Source organism: Brevibacterium sp. UCMA 11752, assembly GCF_021532235.1.
Taxonomy (GTDB): domain Bacteria; phylum Actinomycetota; class Actinomycetes; order Actinomycetales; family Brevibacteriaceae; genus Brevibacterium; species Brevibacterium antiquum.
Window position 1 is genome coordinate 3,551,558 of sequence record NZ_JACBOS010000003.1, and the last position, 25,783, is coordinate 3,577,340.

The 25,783-nt window shown below is 63.0% G+C and carries 24 protein-coding genes and 1 tRNA gene; 11 read left to right on the top strand and 14 right to left on the bottom strand.

Annotation, left to right across the window (positions count from 1 at the left end; genetic code table 11):
* Nucleotides 1-71: 71 nt before the first annotated feature.
* Nucleotides 72-320, top strand: a complete 249-nt coding sequence (locus HU144_RS15900; RefSeq protein WP_235352155.1) for a VOC family protein — start codon at nucleotides 72-74, stop codon at nucleotides 318-320.
* Between the two features lie 44 nt (nucleotides 321-364).
* Here HU144_RS15900 and HU144_RS15905 read toward each other — a convergent pair whose 3' ends face one another.
* The 9 genes from HU144_RS15905 to HU144_RS15945 all read right to left on the bottom strand — a co-directional run bounded on the left by HU144_RS15905 (nucleotide 365) and on the right by HU144_RS15945 (nucleotide 10,786).
* Nucleotides 365-973, bottom strand: coding sequence for a hypothetical protein (locus tag HU144_RS15905; protein WP_235352156.1), 609 nt, complete (start codon nucleotides 971-973; stop codon nucleotides 365-367).
* Nucleotides 966-2,504 carry a sodium/proline symporter gene (locus tag HU144_RS15910; RefSeq protein WP_235352157.1) on the bottom strand — a complete coding sequence of 513 codons (1,539 nt, stop codon included), beginning with the start codon at nucleotides 2,502-2,504 and terminating at the stop codon, nucleotides 966-968. The genes HU144_RS15905 and HU144_RS15910 overlap by 8 nt, the downstream gene beginning before the upstream one ends.
* Entirely contained in the window at nucleotides 2,501-2,836 is a 336-nt protein-coding gene (locus HU144_RS15915; RefSeq protein WP_235352158.1) for a hypothetical protein, read from the bottom strand. Before HU144_RS15915 ends, HU144_RS15910 begins: the two co-directional genes overlap by 4 nt.
* Before the next feature lie 83 nt (nucleotides 2,837-2,919).
* A complete protein-coding gene (locus HU144_RS15920; protein WP_235352159.1) occupies nucleotides 2,920-4,494 on the bottom strand; it encodes a molybdopterin-dependent oxidoreductase in 1,575 nt (524 codons plus the stop codon).
* 128 nt (nucleotides 4,495-4,622) lie between these two features.
* Nucleotides 4,623-4,970, bottom strand: coding sequence for a hypothetical protein (locus HU144_RS15925; RefSeq protein WP_235352160.1), 348 nt, complete (start codon nucleotides 4,968-4,970; stop codon nucleotides 4,623-4,625).
* Between the two features lie 63 nt (nucleotides 4,971-5,033).
* The gene (locus HU144_RS15930; protein ID WP_235352719.1) at nucleotides 5,034-5,828 is read right to left on the bottom strand and encodes a Bax inhibitor-1/YccA family protein; all 795 of its coding nucleotides are present in this window, start codon (nucleotides 5,826-5,828) and stop codon (nucleotides 5,034-5,036) included.
* Between the two features lie 235 nt (nucleotides 5,829-6,063).
* Nucleotides 6,064-7,647 carry an AbgT family transporter gene (locus HU144_RS15935; protein ID WP_235352161.1) on the bottom strand — a complete coding sequence of 528 codons (1,584 nt, stop codon included), beginning with the start codon at nucleotides 7,645-7,647 and terminating at the stop codon, nucleotides 6,064-6,066.
* A 275-nt stretch (nucleotides 7,648-7,922) separates the two neighbouring features.
* Nucleotides 7,923-9,008, bottom strand: a complete 1,086-nt coding sequence (locus HU144_RS15940) for an inositol-3-phosphate synthase (RefSeq protein WP_235352162.1) — start codon at nucleotides 9,006-9,008, stop codon at nucleotides 7,923-7,925.
* A 185-nt stretch (nucleotides 9,009-9,193) separates the two neighbouring features.
* The gene (locus HU144_RS15945) at nucleotides 9,194-10,786 is read right to left on the bottom strand and encodes a peptide chain release factor 3 (RefSeq protein WP_235352163.1); all 1,593 of its coding nucleotides are present in this window, start codon (nucleotides 10,784-10,786) and stop codon (nucleotides 9,194-9,196) included.
* A gap of 226 nt (nucleotides 10,787-11,012) precedes the next feature.
* Between HU144_RS15945 and HU144_RS15950 the strand changes: the two genes are divergently transcribed.
* Nucleotides 11,013-11,387 carry a hypothetical protein gene (locus HU144_RS15950; RefSeq protein WP_235352164.1) on the top strand — a complete coding sequence of 125 codons (375 nt, stop codon included), beginning with the start codon at nucleotides 11,013-11,015 and terminating at the stop codon, nucleotides 11,385-11,387.
* Between the two features lie 2 nt (nucleotides 11,388-11,389).
* Here HU144_RS15950 and hrpA read toward each other — a convergent pair whose 3' ends face one another.
* From hrpA to HU144_RS15965, 3 genes are all read right to left on the bottom strand, one after another.
* A complete protein-coding gene (gene hrpA / locus HU144_RS15955; protein ID WP_235352165.1) occupies nucleotides 11,390-15,679 on the bottom strand; it encodes an ATP-dependent RNA helicase HrpA in 4,290 nt (1,429 codons plus the stop codon).
* A gap of 106 nt (nucleotides 15,680-15,785) precedes the next feature.
* Nucleotides 15,786-16,373 carry a DinB family protein gene (locus HU144_RS15960; RefSeq protein WP_235352166.1) on the bottom strand — a complete coding sequence of 196 codons (588 nt, stop codon included), beginning with the start codon at nucleotides 16,371-16,373 and terminating at the stop codon, nucleotides 15,786-15,788.
* 66 nt (nucleotides 16,374-16,439) lie between these two features.
* Nucleotides 16,440-17,780, bottom strand: coding sequence for an Nramp family divalent metal transporter (locus HU144_RS15965; RefSeq protein WP_235352167.1), 1,341 nt, complete (start codon nucleotides 17,778-17,780; stop codon nucleotides 16,440-16,442).
* Between the two features lie 132 nt (nucleotides 17,781-17,912).
* On the opposite strand from HU144_RS15965, the gene HU144_RS15970 reads away from it, so the two are divergent.
* The 6 genes from HU144_RS15970 (at nucleotide 17,913) to HU144_RS15995 (ending at nucleotide 21,954) form a co-directional block, all read left to right on the top strand.
* Nucleotides 17,913-18,326, top strand: a complete 414-nt coding sequence (locus tag HU144_RS15970) for a YidH family protein (RefSeq protein WP_235352168.1) — start codon at nucleotides 17,913-17,915, stop codon at nucleotides 18,324-18,326.
* Nucleotides 18,323-18,673: a DUF202 domain-containing protein gene (locus HU144_RS15975; protein WP_235352169.1), complete on the top strand. Its 351-nt coding sequence runs from the start codon at nucleotides 18,323-18,325 to the stop codon at nucleotides 18,671-18,673. The genes HU144_RS15970 and HU144_RS15975 overlap by 4 nt, the downstream gene beginning before the upstream one ends.
* Before the next feature lie 59 nt (nucleotides 18,674-18,732).
* Nucleotides 18,733-19,050 (top strand): hypothetical protein, encoded by a 318-nt coding sequence (locus tag HU144_RS15980; RefSeq protein ID WP_235352170.1) that lies wholly within the window; start codon nucleotides 18,733-18,735, stop codon nucleotides 19,048-19,050.
* 85 nt (nucleotides 19,051-19,135) lie between these two features.
* Nucleotides 19,136-20,062 carry an AEC family transporter gene (locus HU144_RS15985; RefSeq protein WP_235352171.1) on the top strand — a complete coding sequence of 309 codons (927 nt, stop codon included), beginning with the start codon at nucleotides 19,136-19,138 and terminating at the stop codon, nucleotides 20,060-20,062.
* Nucleotides 20,063-20,279: 217 nt separating this feature from the next.
* The gene (locus HU144_RS15990) at nucleotides 20,280-21,329 is read left to right on the top strand and encodes a TIGR01906 family membrane protein (protein WP_235352172.1); all 1,050 of its coding nucleotides are present in this window, start codon (nucleotides 20,280-20,282) and stop codon (nucleotides 21,327-21,329) included.
* A gap of 214 nt (nucleotides 21,330-21,543) precedes the next feature.
* Nucleotides 21,544-21,954, top strand: coding sequence for a hypothetical protein (locus HU144_RS15995; protein WP_235352173.1), 411 nt, complete (start codon nucleotides 21,544-21,546; stop codon nucleotides 21,952-21,954).
* An 86-nt stretch (nucleotides 21,955-22,040) separates the two neighbouring features.
* On the opposite strand, the gene ppk2 is transcribed toward HU144_RS15995, so the two are convergent.
* Together ppk2 and HU144_RS16005 are read right to left on the bottom strand one after the other, a co-directional pair.
* Nucleotides 22,041-22,943 carry a polyphosphate kinase 2 gene (gene ppk2 / locus HU144_RS16000; protein ID WP_235352174.1) on the bottom strand — a complete coding sequence of 301 codons (903 nt, stop codon included), beginning with the start codon at nucleotides 22,941-22,943 and terminating at the stop codon, nucleotides 22,041-22,043.
* Nucleotides 22,944-23,047: 104 nt separating this feature from the next.
* Nucleotides 23,048-24,304 (bottom strand): MFS transporter, encoded by a 1,257-nt coding sequence (locus HU144_RS16005; RefSeq protein ID WP_235352175.1) that lies wholly within the window; start codon nucleotides 24,302-24,304, stop codon nucleotides 23,048-23,050.
* 163 nt (nucleotides 24,305-24,467) lie between these two features.
* On the opposite strand from HU144_RS16005, the gene HU144_RS16010 reads away from it, so the two are divergent.
* The 3 genes from HU144_RS16010 (at nucleotide 24,468) to HU144_RS16020 (ending at nucleotide 25,739) form a co-directional block, all read left to right on the top strand.
* A tRNA-Leu gene (locus tag HU144_RS16010) sits at nucleotides 24,468-24,541 on the top strand.
* A gap of 108 nt (nucleotides 24,542-24,649) precedes the next feature.
* Nucleotides 24,650-25,219, top strand: a complete 570-nt coding sequence (locus HU144_RS16015; protein ID WP_235352176.1) for a dienelactone hydrolase family protein — start codon at nucleotides 24,650-24,652, stop codon at nucleotides 25,217-25,219.
* Between the two features lie 58 nt (nucleotides 25,220-25,277).
* Nucleotides 25,278-25,739: a hypothetical protein gene (locus HU144_RS16020; RefSeq protein ID WP_235352177.1), complete on the top strand. Its 462-nt coding sequence runs from the start codon at nucleotides 25,278-25,280 to the stop codon at nucleotides 25,737-25,739.
* Nucleotides 25,740-25,783: the final 44 nt, after the last annotated feature.

A 25,783-nucleotide genomic window follows, 5' to 3' on the forward strand; every position in this document is an offset into this window, starting at 1 on the left:
ACCATCAGGATTAGCCTGCCGGACACGCCCTACCCATACACACATTTTGGCCTATAACCCAGAACTACGCAATGCTCACCGGCCCCAGCAACGCTCTGGGCATCGGGACGATCCCGGACTACAAACGCCCGGATTGGCCCGACGACGGGCACAAGCAGTTCCACCTCGATCTCGCCGCCGATGACATCGAAGCTGCGGCCGCTCGCTGCATCGAACTCGGAGCGACCCGCGCCGATCCACAGCCAGGCGAAACCTGGGTGGTGCTCATCGATCCCGCAGGGCACCCATTCTGCCTCTCTGATGCGAAGAACTGGGGCTGACGCATCTGTGCTGTCCCGCCGAGGCGTCCCCGCGGGGACGCGTCTCAGTCCTGTACCAGCTTCTCGACCCGAACGATGTAGTGGGAGGAGTCGAGGCCGTCGACGAGGATCGTCGCCGAATACCTCTCGTTGGCTCCGGTCACGATCCAGTTCGGTTTGAGGACCCCGCTGGGTGCAGCGGCTTCGTCAATACTGATGACCATACCCAGCTTCACCGTCTTCACAACCTTCGTACGCACCAGTGAACGCGCTGTTCGCCTCACCTGGTCCACGCCCGGGTGGGGACCAGCCTGATCCGAGGAATCGAAGGCATCAACCCATTCAGCGACGGCGACAGCTTCACCACGGGGTTCGAAGTCTGCGATGAAGCCCTTGCCCGAATAGGCGTTGACCAGAACGTTCATCCGTTGGCCCGGCGACACCGCAGACCCTGGTTTCGCGGATCGGGCGAATAGGCCGCGGGTCCGTGCGCGCAGCGCCGTCCACCAGAACGGGTGGAGCACCTCTCGAACCTCAGCCTCCGCCTCGGGGAGCTTGCGCCGGAATACGGATAGCGCCTCGGCTGCGGTGATGTTCGGTGCCAGTTTCAGCACCGCATCGGGAGCGATCAGGCTGGATTGGCCAGTAGAACCGGAATCAGAATGCTCACGCATCTTTGGGCACCTGTGCTGCCAGCGCATCGTTCTGCCCGGTGAGCATGTGAGCAGGGATGGCACCGATCTTGTCCGTCTCCTTCAGTGCGGCGACGACGTGCGCCGGCACCGGGTGAGACTTCTGGGTGGCCAGAGACACGAGGATGAGTGCCAGGGTTGAGCAGACGATGCCGATTCCCATCGGGTCGACGCCGGTGACATCGACGAGTCCGGTCAGCTGCCACACGACCGAGGACACGGTGCCAAGAACCATGGGGGAGATCGCACCAGGAACATTGGCCTTCTTCCACCAGGCTGCGGCCACGTAGACGGGAACGAATGCGGCACCGAGCACGGTCGTGGAGAAGATGACCACCTCGGCGACGGCCGGCGGATCGTTGACGGCGACGATGTAGCCGATGATGGCGAGGATGAGGACGGTGAAGCGCGAGACCCACACGGACTGGCTGTCGGACATGTCCTTTTTGATGAAGCGCTGGAACAGATCTTGGCTGGCGATCGTGCCCGACTGCAGCAGCAGCGCGTCCGCGGTCGACATGATGGCCGCCATGATGCCGGCCATGACGATGCCGACGGCGAAGTTCGGCAGCACCGTGTCCGCGACTTGGAAGACCGCGAGTTCGGGGTTGTCGAGGTTGGGCAGGATGATGAGCGCCATGATGCCCACGATGTAGGGCGCAGGGATGAACAGGAGGTTGAAGCCGGTGGCGTACATGCTCGCCGTGCGCGCGACCGAGGGCCGCTTCATGGCCATGTGGCTGACGTTGACGTGCGGCCAGCCCATGTAGCCGATGGAGAATACGAGGACCGCGCCGATGATGACGCCCCACTGTACGGAGCCGATGCCGTCGGGGCCCCACATGGTCAGCAGATTCGGGTTGATCTCACCGACGGCGTTGTTGCCGGCCGTCCAACCGCCCACTGCCTGCAGCGTGCCGATGAGAATCCAGACCATGCCGATGAGCATGATGATGGCCTGGACGAAGTCGGTGTAGGCCACGGCGAGGTAGCCGCCGAGGAAGGTGTAGAAGACGATGACGCCGACGGCGACGAGCAGGGCCCAGGCGTAGGGAATGCCGGTGACCATCTCGAGGCCGCGGCCGCCGGCGATGAACTGGCTCATCACGTAGAAGAAGATGCAGAACACGGCGACCGGGGCCGCGATCGCCCGGATCCACTTCGACGGGTACCGGTGTTCGAGGTATTCGATCGAGGTCAGTGACCCTAAGATCTGCGAGAGTTTGCGCATCCGCCTGCCGAGGATCGACAGGTTGAGCACTCCGCCGCCGATGTCGCCCATCGCGTACCAGAGTGAGAAGTAGCCCTTGGTGTAGGCCAGGGAGCCGGCGCCGAGGAACATGTAGCCCGACATCGATGAGGACTGCAGACGCAGCGCGGTCACGGCCGGTCCGAGGCTGCGCCCACCCAGGAGATAGCCTTCGCTGCCCTTGTTGCCGGTCTTGAGCGTCCACACGCCGATTCCGGCCATGGCGATGAAGTAGATGATGAGGAACCAGGTTTCGAGGTTCATGCCAGTCCCCCGTTCTCGGTCCCGGACCTGCGGTCATGGTTCGCCGAGGTGGCCGGGCCGTTTGGCCCGTTCCCTCCGCTGGCATTGCGTGAGGTGAGTTCCTGGTCTTCGGCGACGTCTTCGGCCTTCCAACCGCGCGAGAGGTAGACGAAGACCAACGTGTAGATCACCCAAATCGCGGGGATGCCGAAGATGACGACGACAGTTGCCGTCGGGAGACCGAACATTGAGACCACCTCATTGTGACGCTGAACAGGATGCGGCGGTGACTGAACCGTGCCGAACCACAGACTGCGCGGGGCGACCTGTGCTTCCACGGGGCTCACCACCATGTTGAGGTGAGGATACAACGTTTTGTCAGACTTGGCTCGGGCGTCCGGCCCGCTCGCTTGGTCAGTCCCGGCAATCCGGGTGCTCAGTCGACGATGAAGTCCCGTTCATGGAGGCCGGTGGCGCTGCCGGGGATCGCGGGGTGGCGTTCGGAGATCTGAACGTTGCCGTCTTCGTCGACCGCTCTGACCGTCACGGTGTGGGAGCCCGGTTCCACGTCGTCGAAGGAGCATCGCCATTGTCGCCAGGTGTCGGTGGTCAGTTCCTCACTCAGTTCCGCTGTGTGCCAGTCGCCGTTGTCGATGCGCACTCGCACCTCGGCGATGCCGACGTGCTGAGCCCAGGCCATTCCGGCGGTGATGATCTGCCCCTCCTTGTTCGGGTTGACATGGACACCGGCGCGGGGAACATCAACCCGGGAGGCCACGAGCACGGGCCCATGAGTGGACCAGCCGCGCTTCGTCCAATAGGCCTCCTTGTCGGCGAATCGAGTGACTTCGAGTTCAGTCACCCATTTCGTCGCCGACACGAAGCCGTAGAGTCCGGGTACGACGAGTCTGGCGGGGAATCCGTGGTCGCGGGGCAGCGGTTCGCCGTTCATGCCGACCGCCAAGAGAGACGCTCGGTCGTCGGTGAGCACCTCGAGAGGTGTCGAGGCGGTGAAGCCGTCGTCGGATGTCGAGAGCACCATGTCAGCCCCGTCCTTCGGCTGCGCACGTTTGAGCAGGTCTCGGACCGGGTAGCCCAACCAGGTGGCGTTGCCCACGAGGTCACCGCCCACTTCGTTCGAGACGCAGGTCAGGCTCACGCGGTGCTCCTCCAATGGCAGCTCGAGCAGTTCTGCCATGGTGATCGTCACTTCCTCGTCGACCATGCCGTGGATTCGCAGGGACCAGGAGGAAGCGTCGACGGACGGTGGGATGAGCGCGGTGTCGATGCGGTAGAAGTCGTCAGTGGCTGTCATGATCGGTGCTAGTCCGTCGATGTCCAGCTCGGCTCCGGCTGGGATCTTAGGCGCCGAGGTGGCCGGCTGTGGCAGCACGAGCTTCGTCACCGCTCCTGCCGCATTCCGGGCGAGAATCGATGCCGACTGGCCTGCCGCGATCGCGGCGATGCCGACCGCGCTCAGTCCTGCGGCGAGACCGAAGAAGGCGCGGCGGTCGCTGCCCGGCTGGCCGTCGATGTCGGCACTCCGATCTGTGTGCTGAGAGTCCTCGGCTCGCAGCTCTCGGCCATCACCGAGGCGGATCAGCCCCATGTACGCCGCGCATCCCAATGCCACTCCCCCGAGAGCCGGGACCGCGTCAATGAGCGATCCGCCGGTGCTCAGCAGCAGGAACACGGGGAGGATCCCAAGGCCGATGAGGAGGACGAAGGACAGGGCACGCCGGTGCAGGCCGATCCGTCCGATCACTCCTCCGAGGATCGCTCCGACGATGACCAGAGTGATGACGAGGGCGAGTTTGTCGTTTGTGCCGAAGATGCTGATGGCGGCCTTGATCATGGCCGTCGGCACGAGCGGGATGATCGTCTGACCCAGGATCAGCAGAGGCGCCGAGGTGGCGGAGAAGGCACCGGCGATGAACTCGGCGGCGCCGAAGTACACGAGAGTCGCGACGATTCCGGCGAGGGTGAAGAGCAGCGGGCGGCGATCTGTCATCGTCAGTGTGGCACCTTCTCAGAGCAGCGGATGGTGCTGTTGATTATCCTCGTCTGCGCCTCCCGGAGGGGGCGAGAATTCTTACAGAATGATGACGTCGACTCACGGGGCCTCGGTGGGAAAGAGAACTAGGCGAGTTCGCGACGGAGTCGAATCGCTGCGTCGAGCAGCGCCTCCAGTCGTTCCTGCCGCGATTCTTCCGGGACTTCTCTGGCCGAGGCGATCCCCTCTTCGATAAGGACGACGACCTGGTCGGCCAGACTCTGATCACCCAGATCCGGAACCCTACGACCACCGGAGCCGATGGACGAGAACTGTGCGAGCGCCTCGGCGATGGTGTTCCGACGAGAGTGCGCCCCCGTTGCAGTGACACGGGAATTCGGGCCCGCCTCGGCGAGCTGACGCGGGTTGAGACCGATGATGCGGATACGCAGACGGCGGACCTCTGTGTCGAGGTCCGCCGTCACGTTGTTCATGGCTCAATCATAGACACCGCTACCGGGACCACGCAGCTGGGGTGGTCCCGGGATCTGGGGTGTCTAGTTCCTGAAGTAGGAGATGAGGCGCAGGATTTCAATGTAGAGCCACACGAGGGTGACCATGAGGGAGAATGCGCACATCCAGGAGTACTTCTCCGGGATCCGCTGCTTCACACCCTGCTCGATCATCTGGAAGTCCATGATGAGTGTCATGGCTGCGAGCACGGTGGCGACGATGCCGATGATGACACCGAGCGGCATTTCAAATCCCATGATGTTGATTTCGATGCTGCGCGCACCACCGGTGCCGGTGAACATCGCAATGCCGAAGTTGATGAGCGAGAAGATCGCATAACCGCCGATGGCGATCATCATGAACTTCTTCATCTTCGAGCCGTACCGCACACCCTTGAACTTGAACAGGGCAAGCATGACGCCGAAGACGCAGAGTGTGGCCAGCACAGCCTGGACGACGATTCCGGAGAACTGGGCTTCGAAGATCGCGGAGATGCCACCGAGGAAGACTCCCTCGAAGACCGCGTAGCCGATGATCAGGGCCTTGCTGGGTTCCTTCTTGAAGGCGTTGACCAAGCCGAGGACCAGGGCGATGAGCATCGCGGGAAAAGCGAGGGGCGGAACGAACCAACCGACGACGGCACCGGCGAGAAGAATGGCGAAGAGAACACCCGTCTTCATCATGACGTCGTCGTAGGTCATTGCGCGTTCGGCGGTCTGCGGACCAGCGTTGCGGTTCTGCGCGGCAGGCTGGTCGAACAGGTTGTTGAGCTCCTGGTCGGACATGACCGGTTCGTTGCGTCCGGCCTGAACTCCCTGGTTGAGAGCCCGGTTCATCATGGGGTTACTCACGGTCGAGATCCTTTCGATCTGAGCAGGTTGCTCGCACAGACGAAATGCCGCACGAGAGTTGAATCATGGTCCCAGTCTAGTCACCTGAGCTGGACAGTCACTGAAGAACCAGTGCTCGAGCCAACGAGCGTTGCACGATCGTAACGCTCGTCGGCGGCCAGGTTATTCCCACATCCACGGCAGGCGTTGTATCCGCCCCACCTCGCGAGCCGAACCAGAGACCTCAGCCCATGTGGTAGCTCGTGGCGGCTCCGGGGCCCCATGGAATTCCGGTGGCCCACCAGATGAAGAAGAGCAGTCCCCAGAGAACGAACATCGCGAATGAAAGCGGAATGGTGAACGACAGCACGGTGCCGATTCCCGCATCCCTCTTATACCGCTGGATGAAGCCGAGGACCACAACGAAGTACGGGCTCATCGGGGAGATGATGTTCGTCGTCGAGTCGCCGATGCGGTAGAGGGCCTGCGTGGTCTCCGGGGCGATGGACAGGAGCATGAACATCGGCACGAGGACCGGCGCCATGAGCGTCCACAGGCCCGATCCCGACGTCAGGAACAGGGCGCCGAGTGCCACAAGCAGCCATCCGCCGAGGAGGATGACGAACGTTCCGGTGTCGAGTGAACCGAAGAACTCAGCTCCCTTGATCGCGAGGATCTCGCCGAGACTGGACATCTTGAACAGTGCGAGGAACTGGCTGGCGGCGAAGAACAGGACGATGACGGGGACGAAGGGCAGGAGCCCCTTGCCCATCATGTCGGGAATGTCGGAGGTCTTCTTGATCGATCCGGTGGCGTAGCCGTAGACGATGCCGATGATGAAGAAGCCGAAGCCGATGATGGCAGCGATTCCTGCCATCAGGCCCGATTCGGGACCGAAGCTGCCGGCTTCATCGCGTAAGAAGGAGCCTTCGGGCAGTGCGAGGAAGAACAGGATCGCAGCGCAGGCGACGATGCTGAGCACAGCGAAGACCATTCCGCGCTTCTCGTTGGCATCCAGTGCCATTTTGACGTCGAAGTTGTCAGGGTCGTTCTCATCCGGTTCGTCGAGTTCGATCTGGTCGGCGCGCTTGGTCAGCAGGAGTTCGGTGACCAGGGTGACGGCGACCGCGACGACGAACATCGAGACGAAGTTGAAGTAGAAGTTCGCGACGGGGCTGACCACATATTCCGGGTCGATGATCTGGGCCGCCGACGTGGAGAGCCCGCCGAGGATCGTATCCAAGGAGTTGACCATGGGTGCTGCGGAGTATCCGCCCGAGGTGGCGGCGTAGGCAACGAGGCAGCCGAGCAGCGGGTTGCGTCCCACAGCTTTGAACGCGAGCCCGCCGAGGGGAATCATGATCATGTAGGAGGCGTCGGAGGCGATCGACGAGGCGGTGCCGGCGAGTGCCACGATGAACGTGATCCACTTCGGTGAGGCACCGGCGATGGTTCCGCGCAGCATTGCCGGGATCAGCCCGGACTGCTCGGCCACGGCCACGCCGATGAGCACGATGAGGACCAGGCCCAATGGTGGGAACGTGACGAAGTTGTTCGTGGCTCCGGCAACGATCTCACGCAGGGATTCCGTGCTGAAGAGATTGGTCACAGTCACCGTCTTATCGGTGGCCGGATTGACGGCCTGCAGGCCGGAGGCGGAGAAGATCGCCGAGAGGATCATGACCACGACGGCCAGTGACAGGAACAGCCAGAAAGGGTGCGGAAGCTTGTTTCCGGCCTTCTCGATGATGACCAGCAGGCGCATCAGCCAGCTGAGCTCGGCCGGCTTCTTCAGTGTGGTGTCGGTGACAGCGGCGTTGCGCGACATCGATGCTCCTCGGTGGTTCGTCAATGGGGTGTGCAGATGAGCCGAACGAAGCTGTTCACCTCGTCGGCCGGTCACGACCTATGTGTGGCAGGGACCACTGTGTGCAAGTTCTCAGTGTTATGGACAACACCGATTGCGGCGAGCCGATCTCATATCCTGGATCGCCTGCCGGCATCCGCCGAGGTGGCGGGCGAGCATGCGCACGCCCGCGGGCAGAGAGAATGCCGACCACACGTTGGTGCGATCGGCATTCTCAGGTTGCTGTGGCGTTCAGCTCAGCGGTCGAGGTTTCCTTGGATGAAGGCTTCGACTGCGTCGTGAGCAGCGTCGTCACCCTTCTGCTCCGGGGGCGACTTCATGAAGTACGAGGATGCGGAGATGAGGGCCCCGCCTACACCTCGGTCGAGGCCGATCTTCGCTGCACGGACGGCATCGATGATGACGCCGGCCGAGTTCGGTGAGTCCCAGACCTCGAGCTTGTACTCCAGCGACACCGGAGCATCACCGAAGTTGCGTCCCTCGAGGCGGACGAAGGCCCACTTGCGGTCATCGAGCCACTCGATGTAGTCGCTGGGTCCGATGTGGACGTTGCGGGGCTCAAGCTGCGCCGTCGTGTTCGAGGTCACGGCCTGGGTCTTCGAGATCTTCTTCGATTCGAGGCGCTTGCGTTCGAGCATGTTCTTGAAGTCCATGTTGCCGCCGACGTTGAGCTGGTACGTGCGGTCGAGGACGACGCCGCGGTCTTCGAACAGTTTGGCCATCACACGGTGGGTGATGGTCGCACCGATCTGGCTCTTGATGTCGTCGCCGACGATCGGCACACCGGCGGCACGGAACTTCTCGTCCCATTCCTTGGTGCCGGCGATGAAGACGGGCAGGGCGTTGACGAAGGCGACCTTCGCATCGATTGCGGCCTGCGCGTAGTACTCCACGGCCTCCTGCGAACCCACGGGCAGGTAGCAGACGAGAACATCGGCCTTCGCGTTGCGCAGCGCCTGCGCGACGTCAACCGGTTCGATGTCGGATTCGACGATGGTCTCGCGGTAGTACTCGCCGAGTCCGTCCAGGGTCGGTCCGCGCTGAACCTCGACGCCGGTCGATGGCACGTCTGCGATCTTGATCGTGTTGTTCTCGCTGGCCGTGATCGCCTCAGCAATATCCGCGCCGACCTTCTTGCCGTCGACATCGAATGCGGCGACGAATTCGATGTCACCGACGTGATAGTCCCCGAATTCAACGTGCATGAGTCCCGGTACTTTACTGCCCGGGGCTGTATCCCGGTAATACTCAACACCTTGGATCAGGGAAGAGGCGCAGTTGCCCAATCCGGCAATCGCGACTCGAATCGATTTCGTTCCCACGTCTGTGATATCTCCTTTGTCATTCCGGGTCTCCCCGAGCGTCGGGTCTCCCCGACTGGGGCCACCTTGGAATGACCCCGACTATTCATCTTAATGTCCTCGTCAAAACGGCGAGACGTCTTCGCCGAAACGGTGAGACGTGTGATCGGCTGGCGGTTGGCCTCCGCCGATCGCGGTATGTGCGCTCAGCTGACGACGAGCGGCTCCAGAACCAGGTCCGGGTGATTCTTCTGCACGCCCTGGAGCCGCCATCGATCCGAGAACAGGGCCAGCAGCTCACCGTCAGACCGGTGCAGAACCTCAACTGATCGTTCCCTTGCCAGAGTCGGCACGCATTCCGGTGTGGTGCGCCTGGCCAACGAGAAGTTGAGGCGCTCCAACGCACAGGGTGCGTGGAATTCGTTGTTCATCCGGTCCTCGGCGACCTCGAACTGCATCGGCCCGACAGCTCCGAGAACTGGGGCCTGGTCGCCGCGCAGATCAGAGCGCAGCACCTGGATGACGCCTTCGTGGTCGAGCTGTTCGATGCCGCGGCGGAACTGCTTGTACTTCGAGGAGTCCTTGGCTCGGATGACCATGAAGTGTTCGGGAGAGAACGTCGGAATCCCGGGGAATTCGACCTTCTTGTCCAAGTAGAGCGAATCGCCGACGCGCAGAGCACTGGCGTTGACCAGACCGACGACGTCACCTGGGAATGCTTCGTCGACGACATCCCGGTCACGTCCGAAGACCTGCTGCGCATACTTCGTGGCGAAGGGTTTTCCGGTCGCGGCGTGGGTGAGCACGGAGCCGCGTTCGAAGACGCCGGAGCAGACGCGAATGTAGGCCAGCCGGTCACGGTGGTTGGAGTCCATTCCAGCCTGGACCTTGAAGACGAATCCGGAGAACGGGTCGGCCACGTCACGGGGTTCATCGTCCTTGTCCAGCCGGGCCTCTGCAGCAGGTGCCAGGTCGACGAGCATGTCGAGGAGTTTGTGTATCCCGAAGTTGAGCACTGCCGAGGCGAACATCACCGGGGTCGATTTACCGGCCAGGAAGGTCTCCTGATCGTGGTTCTGATCTTCCATGTCGAGGAGATCGGATTCGTCGACCGCGGTCTGCCAGGCATCACCTTCGAGCTCGATGGCTTTGTTCGCGGTATAGGTCTCTTCCCCGGCGATGGCGGCACCGGCATTGGTGCGGTCGTACTTCGTATAGTCACCGGTGAGACGGTCAAGGACTCCCCTGAAGTCACCGGATTGTCCGACAGGCCAGGTCAGCGGGGTGGGCAGAAGGCCGGTGCGCTCCTGGACCTCATCCATGAGCTCCAGAGCGTCGAGACCGGCACGGTCCCATTTGTTGACCACGGTGATGATCGGAATGTTGCGGTGGGCACAGACTTCGAAGAGCTTCATAGTCTGCGCCTCGAGGCCCTTGGCCGCATCGATGAGCATCACGGCACAGTCGACGGCCGAGAGCACACGGTAGGTGTCCTCGGAGAAGTCCGCGTGGCCCGGGGTGTCAACGAGGTTGAAGACCGCATCCCGGTACTCGAACTGCAGCGCGGCCGAGGAGATCGAGATGCCGCGGTCCTGCTCCATCTTCATCCAGTCGGAGACAGTGGCTCGGCGACCGGCCTTGCCGTGGGTGGCGCCTGCCTTGCCGATGGCTCGCGCGTGCAGCGCGAGCGCCTCGGTGGTCGTCGATTTACCCGCGTCGGGGTGCGAAATGACAGCGAACGTCCGGCGGCGAGCCGCCTGGGTTCGAATGTCCTTGTCAGAATACTGGCCAGAAGTCACCAAAATATCTTATCTCTCTTCTGTCTCTGACCGGGTGTCCGGTCAGTCACAGTTGTGGTCGGCGTGCGTCTGCAGCTGTATTGGGTGCGCGCCTGCGGCTGTATTCGGTGCGCGTCTGCGCCTGCGGCTGTATTCGGTGCGCGCCTGCGGCTGTGTTCAGTCTGCAGGAGCGGTACCGCAGGGGCGTCCAGCGTCCTGTCGGATTCTGCGTTTAAGCTGGGTGGCGATGAATGAGGAATTTGTTGAATACGCCGGACGCTCTGAACCGAAGGAACGCCTACTCAAGGCTCTACCGCTGATTCTCGCAGCGATCCTCGGCATCCCCTTCCTCGTGTATGCGATCAAGTTCTCACTCGAGATCGGTCAGGTCACCAGCTACCTCTTCGACCTCGGAACCTCCGGTTTGGAGGCCTTCAGCATGGTGATGCTCAGTCTCTCCGGTGCGTTCTGCCTCGTCTTCTACCTCGTGTTCCTGTTCATCGGCACCCGCAGGCGTACCTGGAAATGGCGCATCTGGTGGTCTGTCGCTGCTTTCCTGGCTGCGGCCATCCTCCCCATATGGTGGCTGTTCGCCGGCTACTTCACCTCTGCTCCCGCCTAGCTTCACAGTTGCGCGAGGGCCTTTGCGATCCTCTTCTCCGACACCGGGTGGGCCGTTCCCAGCGAGTTCGCGTAGAGGCTGACGCGCAGCTCCTCGAGCATGATGATCACGTCCCGCCACTCACTGGGCACCGAGACGACAACCTTCGACCAGTCTGCCTTGGACAGTTCGGGGAATCTGTTGCCGACCTTCTTCATCACGGAGTCGTGACTGCCGCTGACCCGGTCCATGAGCTGCTTGTCACGCATCGGCGAATTCTGCATTCCGTCGATGCGGACCACCTCTGCCTGCACCCACCTCGGCAGCTCGCGAACCATCTGCCCGGACATCGCAGCAACCGACGCACCCGTGACTCGCGATCCGCGCCATGCCTGTACATCGGCGAGGTTGGACAGGATCGCCAGGGACGAGGCCTTCGACACACGCCGGTCGAGTTCGGTCGTGGACCGCAGCGCCTTCATCAGGTGAGGCAGCAGGTTCGAGCACATGTCGGTCAGCGTGGCCTGCATGGTGGTTTCGAGCCGTCCGAACTCCTGCGAATCTGCCACCCAGGCAGTTTCTGCTGGTCCCAATTCGGTCTCGACGACAGTGCGGATGCCGGCTCGAATAAGTGCGTGGAGCATTTCGTCCGAGGACTTCTGGTGACCGGCGAGGACGAGTTTCTCATCGATCGTCATTCCGTCTCGCAGGTATTTCAGTGCCTCGTTCGTGCGCAGGCTCAGCAAGGTGATCAGTCCCTCACGCGAGGCCAGGCGCGCCTGGGCAGCTGTATCGAAGGCAATGAGGTCGACGCTGCTGCCACGGTCGGCCAGGCCCGGTACGGCACCGACGTCTGCCTCGTCTGGGCCAGTCAGTGTGCCGAACGACCACGAGGTCAGCCCGGTCTTGGCATTGAACGAGACCTGCTTCGCCCGAGCCTTGCGCACCTGGGGCTTGGCCGTCGCCGTCAGTTTGTTCAGATCCTCGCCGATACCAACTGTGGTGGTCCCGTCGATGACACGGAAGCGGATCCTCAGGTGCGGTGGAATTCGGTCGCGGTCGAAGTCCTCGGCGGTCACGGTGATGGGCACCAGGTCGTTCAGACCTCCCCCGCCTGCGCGTTCGCTCAGCTGAGCAGCGAGCACCTCGGGCAGAGCCCCGCGATAGGGGGTGAGGACAGGCAGGATGTCGCGGGCGACGTCCGGTGCGGGCACGAAGTAGCGGCGCTTGTTCTTCGGCAGCGACCGAATGTAGGCCGCGACGAGTTCCTCCCGCAGTCCCGGGACCTGCCAAGAGAATTCGTCGGAATCCACGAGGGGCACGGCGGCTGCAGGCAGCTCGACGGTCACCCCGTCCTCGGTGCTGCCTGGTTCGAAGGAGTATCGCAGCTTCGCCAACGAACCGTCGACCAGTTCCCATTCCATCGGGAAGTCGTCGGCCACCGAGGCGGTCAGTTCTTCGCTGTCGTCGCTGAGCAGGATCGACGTGGTCAGATCCAGCAGATGCGAGTCGCGACGCTTCTGCTGCTTCCACCAGGACCGGAAGTCCGCCGCCGAGGTGGTCGTGGCCGGAATCCGCTCATCGTAGAACTCGAAGAGGGCATCGTCCTGATCCAGGACCCTGCGGTTGCGTGTGCGTGAGGCCAGGGCCTCTGCCTCATCGATGATCGTCGCATTGTGGTCGAGGAATCCGAAGCGTTCGTGCCAGTCACCTTCGATGAGGCCCTTGCGGATGAACATGTCACGCGCGGCCTCCCGGTCGAAGTTGCCGTATCCGACGCGGCGGTCGGAGACGAGGGTGACTCCGTAGAGTGAGATCTTCTCGTAGACCATCGAGCCGCCGGCCTTCTTCGACCAGTGCGGGTCCGAATACTGTCTGGTCACCAGGTCACCGGCCGCTTCGACGACCCAATCGGGTTCGATCGCTGAGACGGTGCGTGCCCATAATCTGGAGGTTTCGACCAGTTCGGCGGCCATGACGAAGTCGGGCTTCTTCTTGAACAGACCCGAACCGGGGAAGATCGCGAAGCGGGTGCCGCGGGCCCCCTGATAGTCCTTGTTGCGCTCGGACCTGGAGCCGATCATCGACAGCAGCCCGGTCAGCAGCGCACGGTGAATGGCCGCGGCATGCGGGTCGAGCCGCGCGCTGGCAGCACTCTGTCCGGAGTCTTTCGCGTCATCGTGTCCGCCGTTCTTCTGCGCACTGAGTTCGGCGAATCCGACCTTTCCGTTGGCGCTCTTCGCTCCTGTCGCCGCTGCGGCAGCCTTCGACGCGGACCCAGGACCCGCCTCGGCGAGGGCATTCGACCCAGAAGACGAGCCGGACGACGGCGCATTCTCGGCACCAGACGCGTCGACAGGGCGCCATACGGATTTGTTGACGCGGATACCGGCGGATCCGAGCAGAGAGCGCAGCTGACCGACGAGGTCCTGCCATTCGCGGATGCGCACGAAGTTGAGGAATTCGGCCTTGCACTGGCGACGGAACTTCGAACTCGTCAGCGCCGATTGCTGGTCGTCCAGGTAGTTCCACAGGTTGAGGTAGGAGAGGAAGTCACTGCCCGGGTGGGTGAAGCGGGCGTGCTTCTCGTCGGCGGCAGCTCGCACCTCGGTGGGACGTTCGCGGGGGTCCTGAATGGACAGCGCGGCCACGATGATGGTGACTTCTCCCCCACATCCCGCCTCGGCGCCGGCAATGACCATGCGCGCCAGTCTCGGGTCGATCGGGAGCAGCGACAGCTGCCGGCCGGTGGGGGTGACCGTGATCGTTCCGGCCTTATCGCTGGTCAGGGCGCCCAGTTCGGAGAGCATGGTGCGTCCGTCACGAACTGTCTTAGCTTCCGGCGGGGTGAGGAACGGAAACTCGAGGATCTCCTTGTCACTCGACGCGAACCCGAGATCGGCCATCTGCAGGATGACGCTGGCCAGGTTCGTGCGCAGGATCTCCGGGTCGGTGAACTCGGGTCGCGAGTCGAAGTCTGTTTCCGAATACAGGCGAATGCAGATGCCGTCGCTGGTACGGCCTGAGCGGCCCTTGCGCTGGTTCGCGCTCGCCTGGGAGATGCGTTCGATCGGCAGACGCTGGACGCGGGTGCGGTTGGAGTACCGGGAGATGCGGGCGGTGCCGACGTCGATGACGTATTTGATGCCGGGCACGGTCAGGGATGTTTCGGCGACGTTCGTGGCCAGCACGAGTCGTGGCCTGGAGTGCGGTTTGAAGACCTTCTGCTGTTCACCGGCGGAGAGTCGGGCGAAGAGCGGCACGACCTCCCAGTTGCTCAGGCGTGGCCGTTTGCGCAGGTGAGCCTCGAGAGCATCGGCGGTGTCGCGGATCTCGCGCTCGCCGGAGAGGAAGACGAGGATGTCGCCGGGATCTTCGGCGCTGAGTTCGTCGAAGGCTGCGATGATGCCTTCGGTCTGTTCCTCGGGCCCTGTTTCGTAGCTGCCTGACTCCCCCGGTCCATCGACCTCGTCATCTTCCTCGTCGTCGACCAGCGGACGGTAGCGCACCTCGACCGGATAGGTTCGGCCCGCGACCTCGATGATCGGTGCGTCGTCGAAGTGCGCGGCGAAGGACTGCGGATCAATCGTCGCCGAGGTGATGATGACCTTGAGTTCGGGCCGTTTCCCCATCACTTCTTTGAGGTAGCCGAGGAGGAAATCGATGTTGAGGCTGCGTTCGTGAGCCTCGTCGATGATGATGACTTCGTAGTCGCGCAGCAGTTTGTCCCGAGAGAGCTCTGAGAGCAGGATGCCGTCGGTCATGACCTTGACTCGGGTCGAATCCGCGACCTGCGCGGTGAAGCGAACTTGGTAGCCGATGGTCCCGCCGAGGTCCTCGCCGAGCTCGTCGGCGATGCGCTCGGCCACTGTCCTGGCAGCGATTCGCCGAGGCTGCGTGTGCCCGATCAGTCCGTTGACTCCCAGCCCCAACTCTAGGCAGATCTTGGGCAGCTGGGTGGTCTTGCCCGATCCCGTCTCACCCGCGACGATGACGACCTGGTTATCGCGGATGGCCGCGGCGATCTCGTCCTTCGCCGCGGAGACCGGCAGGTTGGCCGGGTAAGTGACATCGACCGACTGTGACCGGCGGGCAGCGCTCAGCCGTGCCCGGCGCTCCCGGTGACCGGCACCGGCGTTCTTGCGCCGCTGATTATTCCGCCGAGGTTGCCGTTTCGGCGACGGCGAGTCCTTGCGCGATGAATGTGTGCCGGCGCGAGGTGACGACGGTTCCGTACGCGGGGTTGAGTCCCCCTTGCCCGGAGTCGAGTCGCCCGGGCCTGGGGTCGAGGATGCTGAGTTCTCATGTGCCATTTCAGTCCCAGCTTATCGTCTGCCCCGCCGAGGTAGGCACCTCCCGTGCGTGTACGCATCCAGTCCCACGTGCGAGGACCCGCCCGGCAGCGGTGCGTGAAGGTGCTCAGGTGTTATCAGCCAACGACTGCAGCTTGGCGAGGTAGGCCTCCCAGTCCTGGCCCTCCGGCATGTTCGGACTGCGCGGGTTGAGTCCGACCTGCCCGTCGATGCTCTCGCGAACGATGTCGACTTGTCCTACATGCCGCGCGAGGTCCACGAGGACGTGGACCATGATCTGCTGCAGAGACACCGCAGCCTTCTGAGCCGACCAATGTGGAACTGTGCCCTGCGCCGCGAGTGCGTGGGTGTCGATCGTCTCGTCTGCAAAGACCCACACTCGTCTGTAGAACTCGAGGACGGAGTCCGCCGTTTCGCTCTCCGTGGCATACCAGTCGCCCTGCGGGTCGGCGTCGAACTGCTCATCGGTGATGATCTCTTCGGGATTCGGCCAGGGCCTGCCGAAGGTGTCGCCGAAGTACCCGATCTCCACGTTGGCCATATGTTTGACGACGCCTGCGAGGTTGAAGCCCGTGACGGTGTGCGGCATCCGCAGTTCCCGCTCGCCGAGTCCGTCCAGCTTCCACATCAGATCGTTGCGGCATGCCTGCAGGTGGTTCTTCAGGATCGTCTTCATCGCATCGTCGCGGGCCATGGATCAAGTCTGCCGCACCGGCGGGAAGAAGAACAGAGTCTTCCCGCCGGTGCGGCAGGCGACTTCTCATCCGCCCCAGAGCGGAGCCAGGCTCGAGTAGAGCTGCTGAACGCCGAGGATGATGAAGAGCAGCGCTGTGATGGCCAGAGCGATATTGGTGTGCAGCTTGTTGGCCCACTTCTTCGGGATCTTCTTTCCATTGAGGAGACCGAGCAGTGTGATCGCCAAGAACGGCATGAACAGCGATCCGAGCACACCGTAGGCCAGGATCAGACCGATCGGCTTGCCCAGCAGGAAGAGCAGCATGGGCGGGAAGGTCAGCCACAACACGTAGAACTTGAAGTACTTTCCGCCGGTCAGCGTGTCGGGGTGACCAGCGGGCTTCTTGCGCATGTGTCCCCAGAAGTCGGCGAACATGAGCGAGACACCGTTCCACACTCCGATGATCGAGGAGAAGGATGCGGCCCAGAAGCCGACGAGGAAGCCGGTTCCGACCACATCGCCGTATTTGGATTTGAGGACATCTGCGAGTTCGATCAGACCCTTGTCATCGGCAGAGATGGAGACTCCGGCTGCGCGTACGACCTCGGCTCCGACGATGAGCATGGCGATGACGAAGATCCCTGTCAGCACGTAGGCCATGGAGTTGTCGATGCGCATCACACGCATCCATTTGGGTGTGTGCCAACCCTTCTCACGCAGCCAGTAGCCGTAGGCAGCCAGGGTGATTGTGCCGCCGACACCGCCGGCCAGTGCCAAGGTGTAGATGACGCCGCCTTCCGGAATCAGCGGGATGAGGCCGGTGAGCATTTCCGGAATGTTGGGAACGGCGATGATTGCCAGGCCCACAACGGTGACGAACATGATTCCGACGAGGGCCGCGGTGATCTTCTCGAAGACGGAGTACCGCCCGAACCAGACCATGGCGAAACCGGCCAGGCCCATGACGATCGCCCACACGGTGAGGTTGACTCCCGGAAACAGTGCGGCCAGAGGGAGAGCGGCAGAACTCATCGCGGTGGCTCCGTAGACGAATCCCCAGATGATGATGTAAGGCCCGAAGTACCAGGTCGTCCACCGCCCCAGAGACGTCCAACCTTCGAAGATCGTCTTCCCCGTGGCCAGAGTGAATCGACCTGCGCCCTCGACGAGGACGATCTTGAGGATCACACCGACGATCACCGCCCACATCAGTCCGTAGCCGAACTGGCTGCCGGCCACCAGGGTCGCCACCATGTCGGCGGCACCGACACCGGTCGCGGCCACGACCAGGCCGGGACCGATCACCTTCCATTTGGCTGGCCCCTCGGCCTCGGGCACACCCGTGCCTGCACCGGGGTCTGCCGCACCGGGGTCTGCCGGATCGCCGGGACCGGATGGCTGCGGCCTGTTTTCACTGTCAGTCATGTAGCGTCTTCACCTTCGTCATCGGCTGCACCGCCCGCACCACTGACATCGAACTCACCGTCGCGCCCACATCGCACTACCGGCGACTCCGCGTCTGGAAGCGAACTTCAGCGGAAATCGTCGTACCTTGACATGGTATTCGACCGCAGCAGTTATCCTCGATACGTGACCCACGACGACTCACGCAGCAGGATCGCCCGACAGATATTTCCCGACGGCGACGATCCCGATCCGCGTTTCACCCTCGCCAACGAACGCACATTCCTGTCATGGATCCGCACGGCGCTGGCATTCATCGGCGGTGGCATTGCCGTCGAGGCTTTCACCTCGGAGATCTTCACCTCCGGCTTGCGTGCGACTCTGTCGATCGTGCTCATGGTCATCGGATTCATCCTCGCCGCAGGTGCGGCATTCAGATGGCACCGCATCGAATCGGCCATGCGCCACAAGACGTCGTTGCCGCTGCCTCTCATCATTCCCATCGTCAGCCTGGCCACCGCATTGGGTGCCGGCCTCCTCGTTCTGGTCTTCGCCGGAGTCCTGTGACCACGCCGCGACCCAGACGGCCCCAGCCACATGCCGATCCGGGACTGCAACCCGAGCGGACGACCCAGTCCTGGCTGCGCACCAGCCTGACGATGACCGTTGTCAGCCTCCTGTTCATCCGCTGGATCAACGTGTTCGAAGGACTGTCGGTCGTGATCTTCGTCGTCTGCATCGCATTGGCGATCGCCGCGATCGCCCTGCAGGTCAGGCGCTACCGCCTCGGAGCGGGGTCCATTCGAGCCGAACGGGGGCGTCCGACCCCCTGGGCGATTCTCTTCCTCACGAGCTCGGTCTGCCTCATCGCCGTTCTCGGAATCGCCTCGGTCATCAAGATCTCCCTCGATTGACGTTCCTCGTTGTGAGACCGCCGTCCGGTTCCCGTCCGGCGTTGCCTAAACTGGACGATATGAAGGACGCACGTGAAGTTTCGACCGCCCCACTTGTCGCCGCAGGTCTCGTCGGCGGGTTCCTGACCGCCCGCGAGACCGGGATCCGTCCCCTCGGCGGAGTCGTACTCGCAGCCGCCGGTGCCTACGCGGCCCGCACCTGGTTCACCAAGGCGGGCTGGCCCGTCGGCACGGCACTGACCTTGGGCTACCTCGGCGGGTTCGGAGCCTCTCATCCCCTGGCGAAGAAGATCGGTGCCTGGCCCGCTGTGTTCAGCGTCGCCGCCGTGACCGCGACCGCTGCCTATGTAGCCGTCGACTCTGCCACCACCGACTGACCCCACCACCACAGCCTGACCCGACCACCACCGTCTGCCTCGGCCGAAGCCGACTGATCCGGAAAGCGAGGACCACAGGTAGCCCATGCTGGCTGTTTTCGAAGGCTTCGCCGTCATCGCAGGTGTCATCCTGGTCGGATTCGTGCTGGGACGATCCGACGTCCTCGGGCCCAACGGTCAGCAGGTCATCGCGAAGCTTGTCTTCTATGCCGGCACCCCCGCCCTGCTCTACGTCACCGTTGCCGACACCGATCTGGGCCTGATCTTCAACACAGCGCTCCTGGCCACGGGCGGGTCCGCCGTGATCGTGGGCGCGCTGCTGTTCGTGCTCACCCGATACATCCGCAAACGCAGCACCGGCGAGGCGATGTTCTCCGCCTGGGCCGTCAGCTACGTCAACATCGGCAATCTCGGAATCCCGATCGCGGCCTACGTCCTCCACGACATCGGATATGTCGCGCCCGTGCTGTTGTTCCAGCTGCTCATCCTCGCACCCATCGGCATGGCCGTTCTCGACGCCGCGGGGAAGAAGAAGCACGATCAGCGCTGGTACTCCGGCGTGCTCCAGATCCTCCGGAACCCCATTGTCCTTGGTGCTGCCGCCGGTGTGGCCGCCTCGGCGACGGGTTTCGAACTTCCTCGCTTCATCTTCGAGCCCATCGACATGATCGGTGCCACTGCGGTCCCGGGAGCACTGCTGGCCTTCGGCATCTCGCTCAAGGACGGTTGGGGGCTGCCTGCTCCCGGATCCAGGAAGCAGCTGACGTACATCACGATCGCCAAGCAGGTCATCCAGCCAGCCCTGGCCTGGGTCATCGGCGGTCCCCTGCTGGGATACTCCGGCATCGCTCTGTTCGCCATCGTCGTCACTTCGGCTCTGCCGACGGCGCAGAACGTCTACATCTACTCCATGCAGTACCGACAGTCCGAGGCGCTCATGCGTGATGCGGTCTTCATCACCACCGTGCTGGCAGTGCCGACACTCGTCATCATCGCTGCTCTGCTGGGCTGACTGCCCAGCCCCACTGAGTTGACCGACCGACTCTAGCGGGTTGACCGCCAGGCCCTACTGAGTTGGCCGACCGGCCCACTGGGCTGCCCATCCGGGCGGGCTGCGGGGCAGAATTCGGGACCGCGGGCCACCTCGGCGATCGCGTTCGCCTCGGTGATCTGGGGGTCTGTGGCGTGTCGGAGCCTGCTTGCCCACCCGGGTCACTGACAATGGGAACGTGGCTGGAGACGAGAAGAACGAGACCGAAGACCTCCTGAGCAGGCGGATGAGTTCAGGATCCAGTAGTGCTGCCGAAAAGCAGACGGAGCCCCCGCTGGAGGCCGCGAACGATCCTTCGACCGACACCGAGGCGTTCGACCCCATCCGGGAGCCGATCGCCAAGGACGAACCCAGGCCCTCAACCGGACCCGTCCGCGTTGCCCCCGCTCACTCCTCGCATCCCCCCGAAACTGCCCGGACCCGCGAAGTTCCTGCAAACGCTCGCACTGCTGTGATGAGCGAAGCGGACTGGGCCGCCGTGACTCAAGCCGCGACGTCCACCGAGACCCATGACCCTGAGGTGCCCGAACGCCGTCGCAGCGTCCTCGATGTCATCGGCACCATCTGGATCACACTGGCCATACCGTTCATCCTCCTGGCCCTGGCCGTGCGCTTCGTCGCCTCCGGACTGTTCATCAAGTTCGAGTACTTCCGGCCCGGATTCCCGGCCGACCAGTTCGGCTTCGGCAGCGCCGACCGCGAACACTACGCCACCTACGTCATCGACTACCTGGCGAACCTCGACTCTCGGCGTTACCTCGCCGATGTGATCATGCCCAATGGCGAGCCCATCTTCATCTCCGAAGAGCTCAATCACATGGCCGACGTCAAGGACCTCATCTCACTGCTGTACCTGATTGCGATGATCGGCCTCATCGGCGCGGTTCTCTTCGGCCTCTACATGTCACGCAGGCACGGCATGGGAATCCACGTCGGGCTGCGTCTGGGCGCCATCATCAGCATCATCGCCATGGCCGCCGCGGCAGTGCTGGCATTCCTCGGGTGGGATACCTTCTTCCGCGGATTCCACAAGATCTTCTTCTCCGACGGGACCTGGGAGTTCTACAGCGACGATTCCCTCATCCGACTCTTCCCGCCCCAGTTCTGGGTCGACGCGGGAATTGCCGGAGGCGGACTCTTCGTCCTCCTGGCCATCGTCCTCTTCTGGCTCAGCTTTGCCGGCCACAAGAAACGCCGTGCACTGAGGAAGGCCCGGCGAGAAGCCTGAGCACAGCGGGATCAGACCCGCTCCACAATTCCGGCCGGGTGGTCTTTCCCCTTCCACCCGGCCGAATTCTCCGTCCTGCGTCTGTTGGTCCTTCCTGCGTCTGTCCGTACGCTCTGGGACGTCATATCGAGAATAGACGCGGATGGATGCCGCCTTGGCGGCGCATGCCAGTTCCCACCGATCGCAGGTCACGGCCTTGATGGAACGCTGCAGCATGACTAGCGTCGAAGATACGGCTCGTGATGTCCCTCCCGTGGACACCCGGTCGATGATCGAACGACTAGATCGCTTCGAACAACGAGAGGAGCAGAGGACCATGAGTGACGAGAAGAAGAACCTGCCAGACGGCGCCCCCAGCATGGATGAGCCCACCGAGCAGGAGGTGCCTGACTTCGATGTCGGAGTCGACTCCGACGCTGAAGCGGAGGGCAGCTCGGAGACACCCGAGGAGAAGCTCGAGCGCATTGCCACCGAGCACGACGTATCGATCGACACGGATCCGGAGGACGTCCAGGCTGAAGCAGAGCGCTCGGTGGATAAGGACTCAACAGAAGACGAAGACCGCGATGTCCGCGGCGGGGACACGAAGGAGGAAGAGGACACGGCTTGGGAACCACCGGACTGAGAAAGCCCTTCCCGAACAGCCGGTTTCAGGTCGGACGGCAGTAATTGGCGCGCCGGCGATCGGGTGTCACTCGACGGTGGTTATGCTCAGTCGTCGACGGCGTCGCGTCCGCGGCGGACGATGATCGGGTCGGGTTCAAAGACGATCGAGGTGTCCTTGTCCTCGTAGTCGAACTGATTGAGGAAGTAGCGCAGCGCGTTGAGTCGTGCCCGCTTCTTGTCATTGCTCTTGATCGTGATCCACGGAGCATGATCGGTGTCTGTGCGACGGAACATCTCTTCCTTCGCCACGGTGTAGTCGTCCCAGCGATCCAAGGACTCGAGGTCCATGGGAGACAGCTTCCACTGTCTCACCGGGTCGATCTGGCGAATAGCGAAACGGGTCCGCTGCTCCCGCTGGGTCACGGAGAACCAGAACTTGGTGACGTGAATGCCGGAGTCGATGAGCATCTTCTCGAACACCGGGGCCTGTTCCATGAACGTTTCGTACTCGTAGTCCGTGCAGAAGTCCATGACCCGCTCGACGTTGGCTCGGTTGTACCAGGACCGGTCGAACATGACGATCTCACCATTGGTGGGCAGGTGGCTGATGTAGCGCTGGAAATACCACTGCCCCGTTTCCCTGTCCGAGGGCTTGTTCAGGGCCACGACGCGCGCCGCGCGCGGATTGAGATGCTCGGTGAAGCGCTTGATCGTCCCGCCCTTGCCGGCAGCGTCACGGCCTTCGAAGACGATGACGTGCTTACGATCGGTGTCTTGCCCCCAGTACTGGAATTTCAGCAGCTCCACCTGCAGCTGATACTTCTCGAGCTCGTATTCCTCTCGGTCCATGAGCTCCGGGTACGGATAGCCCTCACGCCAGGTCTCGACCGCACGCCCCATCGGATCGATGAGATGCGGATCCGCTGTGTGTGAATCCTCGACCTGATAGCCCTCGATTCGAAGTTTGTCGATGTATTCGCGCAGATTCTCATTGAGCAGGTTGTTCACGGGCGCTCCTTCACATCGACAGCTATAGTCTTCGTCAGCGGCTTGGCCTCGTCATCTCGCGGTCGTCACCAATCTTCAGGCACAGTACTGAGCAAAGATGAACATCAGGTTATCCGATCGATGTCCTGTTTTGGAATGATCCCGAGGCTGAGGAGAGGCGCTGCCGCGACGATGGCGAAAGACAGCGGATAGCCGAACACAGTGATCAGCGCTCCGAATCCCGGACCCAAGATCGCGGACACGACGAACTGTCCGGTGTTCTGCGTGCCCATGGCCTTGCCCGACCATTGCGGGCCGGCAGCCTCGGCGACGGAGGCGAAGGCCAGCCCGTTGTCTGCCACCGAGACCGTGGACGCCAGAATGAACACCACTGTCGCTACCGCGGGCATCGGTGTGAGTGAGATCAACGCGATCGCTGCCACGAGGACGACGGCCGCAATGGCCACGATCCGCATCAGTCCGACCCTGGAGCCGAGCCGATCGGAGAGGCCGCCGACGATCATGCGCCCGATCGCTCCGACGATCTGAGACGCCGCGACGATGCCGCCGGCGATGCCGGGGCTGATGTGCTGGTTCGCGATGAGCCAGATGAGGCCATAGGTGGAGAACGCGAACTGTGGGATCACCAGCAGCGCGGAGACGGCGTGGATTCGCCACAGGAACGAATCCATCCGGTAGGGGTTGCTCGTCGAGGTGGGCGTTTCCGCCTCTCCCTTCGCCGAGGTGGGTCCTTGCCGGGCATCATCGGTGGACGTGGGTACGGGGGTGGGTGCCACCTCGGCGCGGGGAGGATCCCGGACGAATCCGAAGCAGATCACAGCCATGACACCGGTGACGATGACGATGAACCACAGGTACCCGGGGAACCCGCTGGATGAGGCGATGGGCGGGACACTCAGGGCGGCCACGCTGGTACCCAGCGGCTGCGACATCTGCCTGATGCCCATGGCCAATCCGCGTCGGTGGCGGGGGAACCACCCCATGACCACACGTCCGCTGGCAGAGTTCACGGACGCGGCGGCCGCTCCGGAGGCTGCGATGATGACGACCATCCACACCGGTGAGCCGACCACCGCCACGGCCAGGCCCGAGGCCAGAGCAGTCAGGGCGATGCCCAGCGTCATGGCCAGTCGTTCGCCGAACCTGTCGGCGAAGGCACCCCAGGCGATGAGGGTGAGGATGAGGCCGAAGCTCGGCGCCGCAGCCACGGTGCCGGCCTGGGTCAGCGTGTAGCCGAGGTCAGTGTGCATGTAGGGAATCAGGAAGGCCGGGCCGGTGATCGCGACAGTGGCCGCCATCTGGGACAGCACTCCGATGACGAGGATCACCCAGGCCTGTCTGTTGGGCGGATTCTCTGTCATGAGTTTGAGACTAGCCATCTCACATTCTATTCGTCGTTGTGTCTCAGATCGCGGCGGATGCCACGCTGCCGTGTCTCGGATCGCGGCAGTTCCCGGTACCCTATAAAGTGAGTGCTGGCATTGCACTTGCAGTGTCAGCGCAACGGGCCGAAAGCCCGCATATCCCCCTATAGCCCAATCGGCAGAGGCAGTCGACTTAAAATCGATCAAGTGTGGGTTCGAGTCCCACTGGGGGGACTCTTTTCGCCCCGCCGTTCTCTGCCGGTCATTCTCAGCCCGCCACGCGCTTCTCTCCTGCGTACAATCGGATCATTCGCCAAAGGCAGTCAAAGGAGATTCATCGCCATGGCCGAGATCGTGCTCTACCATCACATACAGGGACTCACCGACGGGGTCGCAGCATTCGCCGAGGAGCTGAGAGGCTCGGGACATACGGTGCACGTGCCCGACATGTTCGAAGGCCGTACGTTCGGATCCATCGAGGAGGGTTTCGCCTATGCCGGCGAGGCCGGGTTCGACACGATCCGTGAGCGCGGCCTCGTTGCAACACCGGCGCCAGGAACAGGGCTCGTCTTCGCGGGCCTGTCCTTCGGCGTGACCATCGCCCAGATGCTCGCCCAGACCCGCGGCGATGCCCGCGGTGCGCTCCTCATCGACGCCTGCCTGCCGGTCTCCGAATTCGGGCCCGCATGGCCTGAGAGTGTGCCGGTGCAGATCCATGGCAAGGAAGACGATGAATTCTTCGAAGAGGACCTGCCCGCTGCCCGCGATCTAGCCGACTCCGCACCCTCGGCAAAACTCTTCGTCTACCCTGGCGATCAGCATCTCTTCGCCGATTCGTCCTTGGGCTCCTTCGACGCAGGCGCGGCTGAGCTGTTGCTCGAACGGGTCCGTGAGTTCCTCGCCGCCATCTGAACGTCAAGCGCGAGCCTGAAGGTTCGCATCCGGGCGTTCGCCCGGGCAAGATGGTGATATGACGAATGTGCTGCTCACCCCGCAGGGACCACCTCTGTCCGTCGACGATACGAGAGATCCCCGCGTCGCCGCCGCGCCGGGACCTGCCGTGCTCTTCGCGAATTCGGCCGCCTCGGGCGAGATCGGCCAAGGTTCAGCACCTGAGACATCCCAGGCAAGGAGCGCTCTGGCCACGGGGTCGAACCGCCCGCTCGCCTACCGTGAAGCTGGCGCCGATTGGCACGAGCTCGGATACGAGGCAGCCGACCACTGGAAGGGCCTCTCCCCCGAGCTGCGCCAGCGGCTGATCGCCGACCGAACGGCGCAGCTCAACCGTGAGGAGTACTCCGTCACCACCAGCGGTGCGAGCGCGTCGATGATCACGAGCAATTGGACGTACACCGGGTCTCCTCGCAAGTACCGCGTCGCGGGTGAGCTTCGCGAACTCGCCGAGGTGCTCGCGGAGATCACCGGTGACTGACTACTACCAGCGTGACTAGTATCGATCGACGGCTAGCTCAGTGG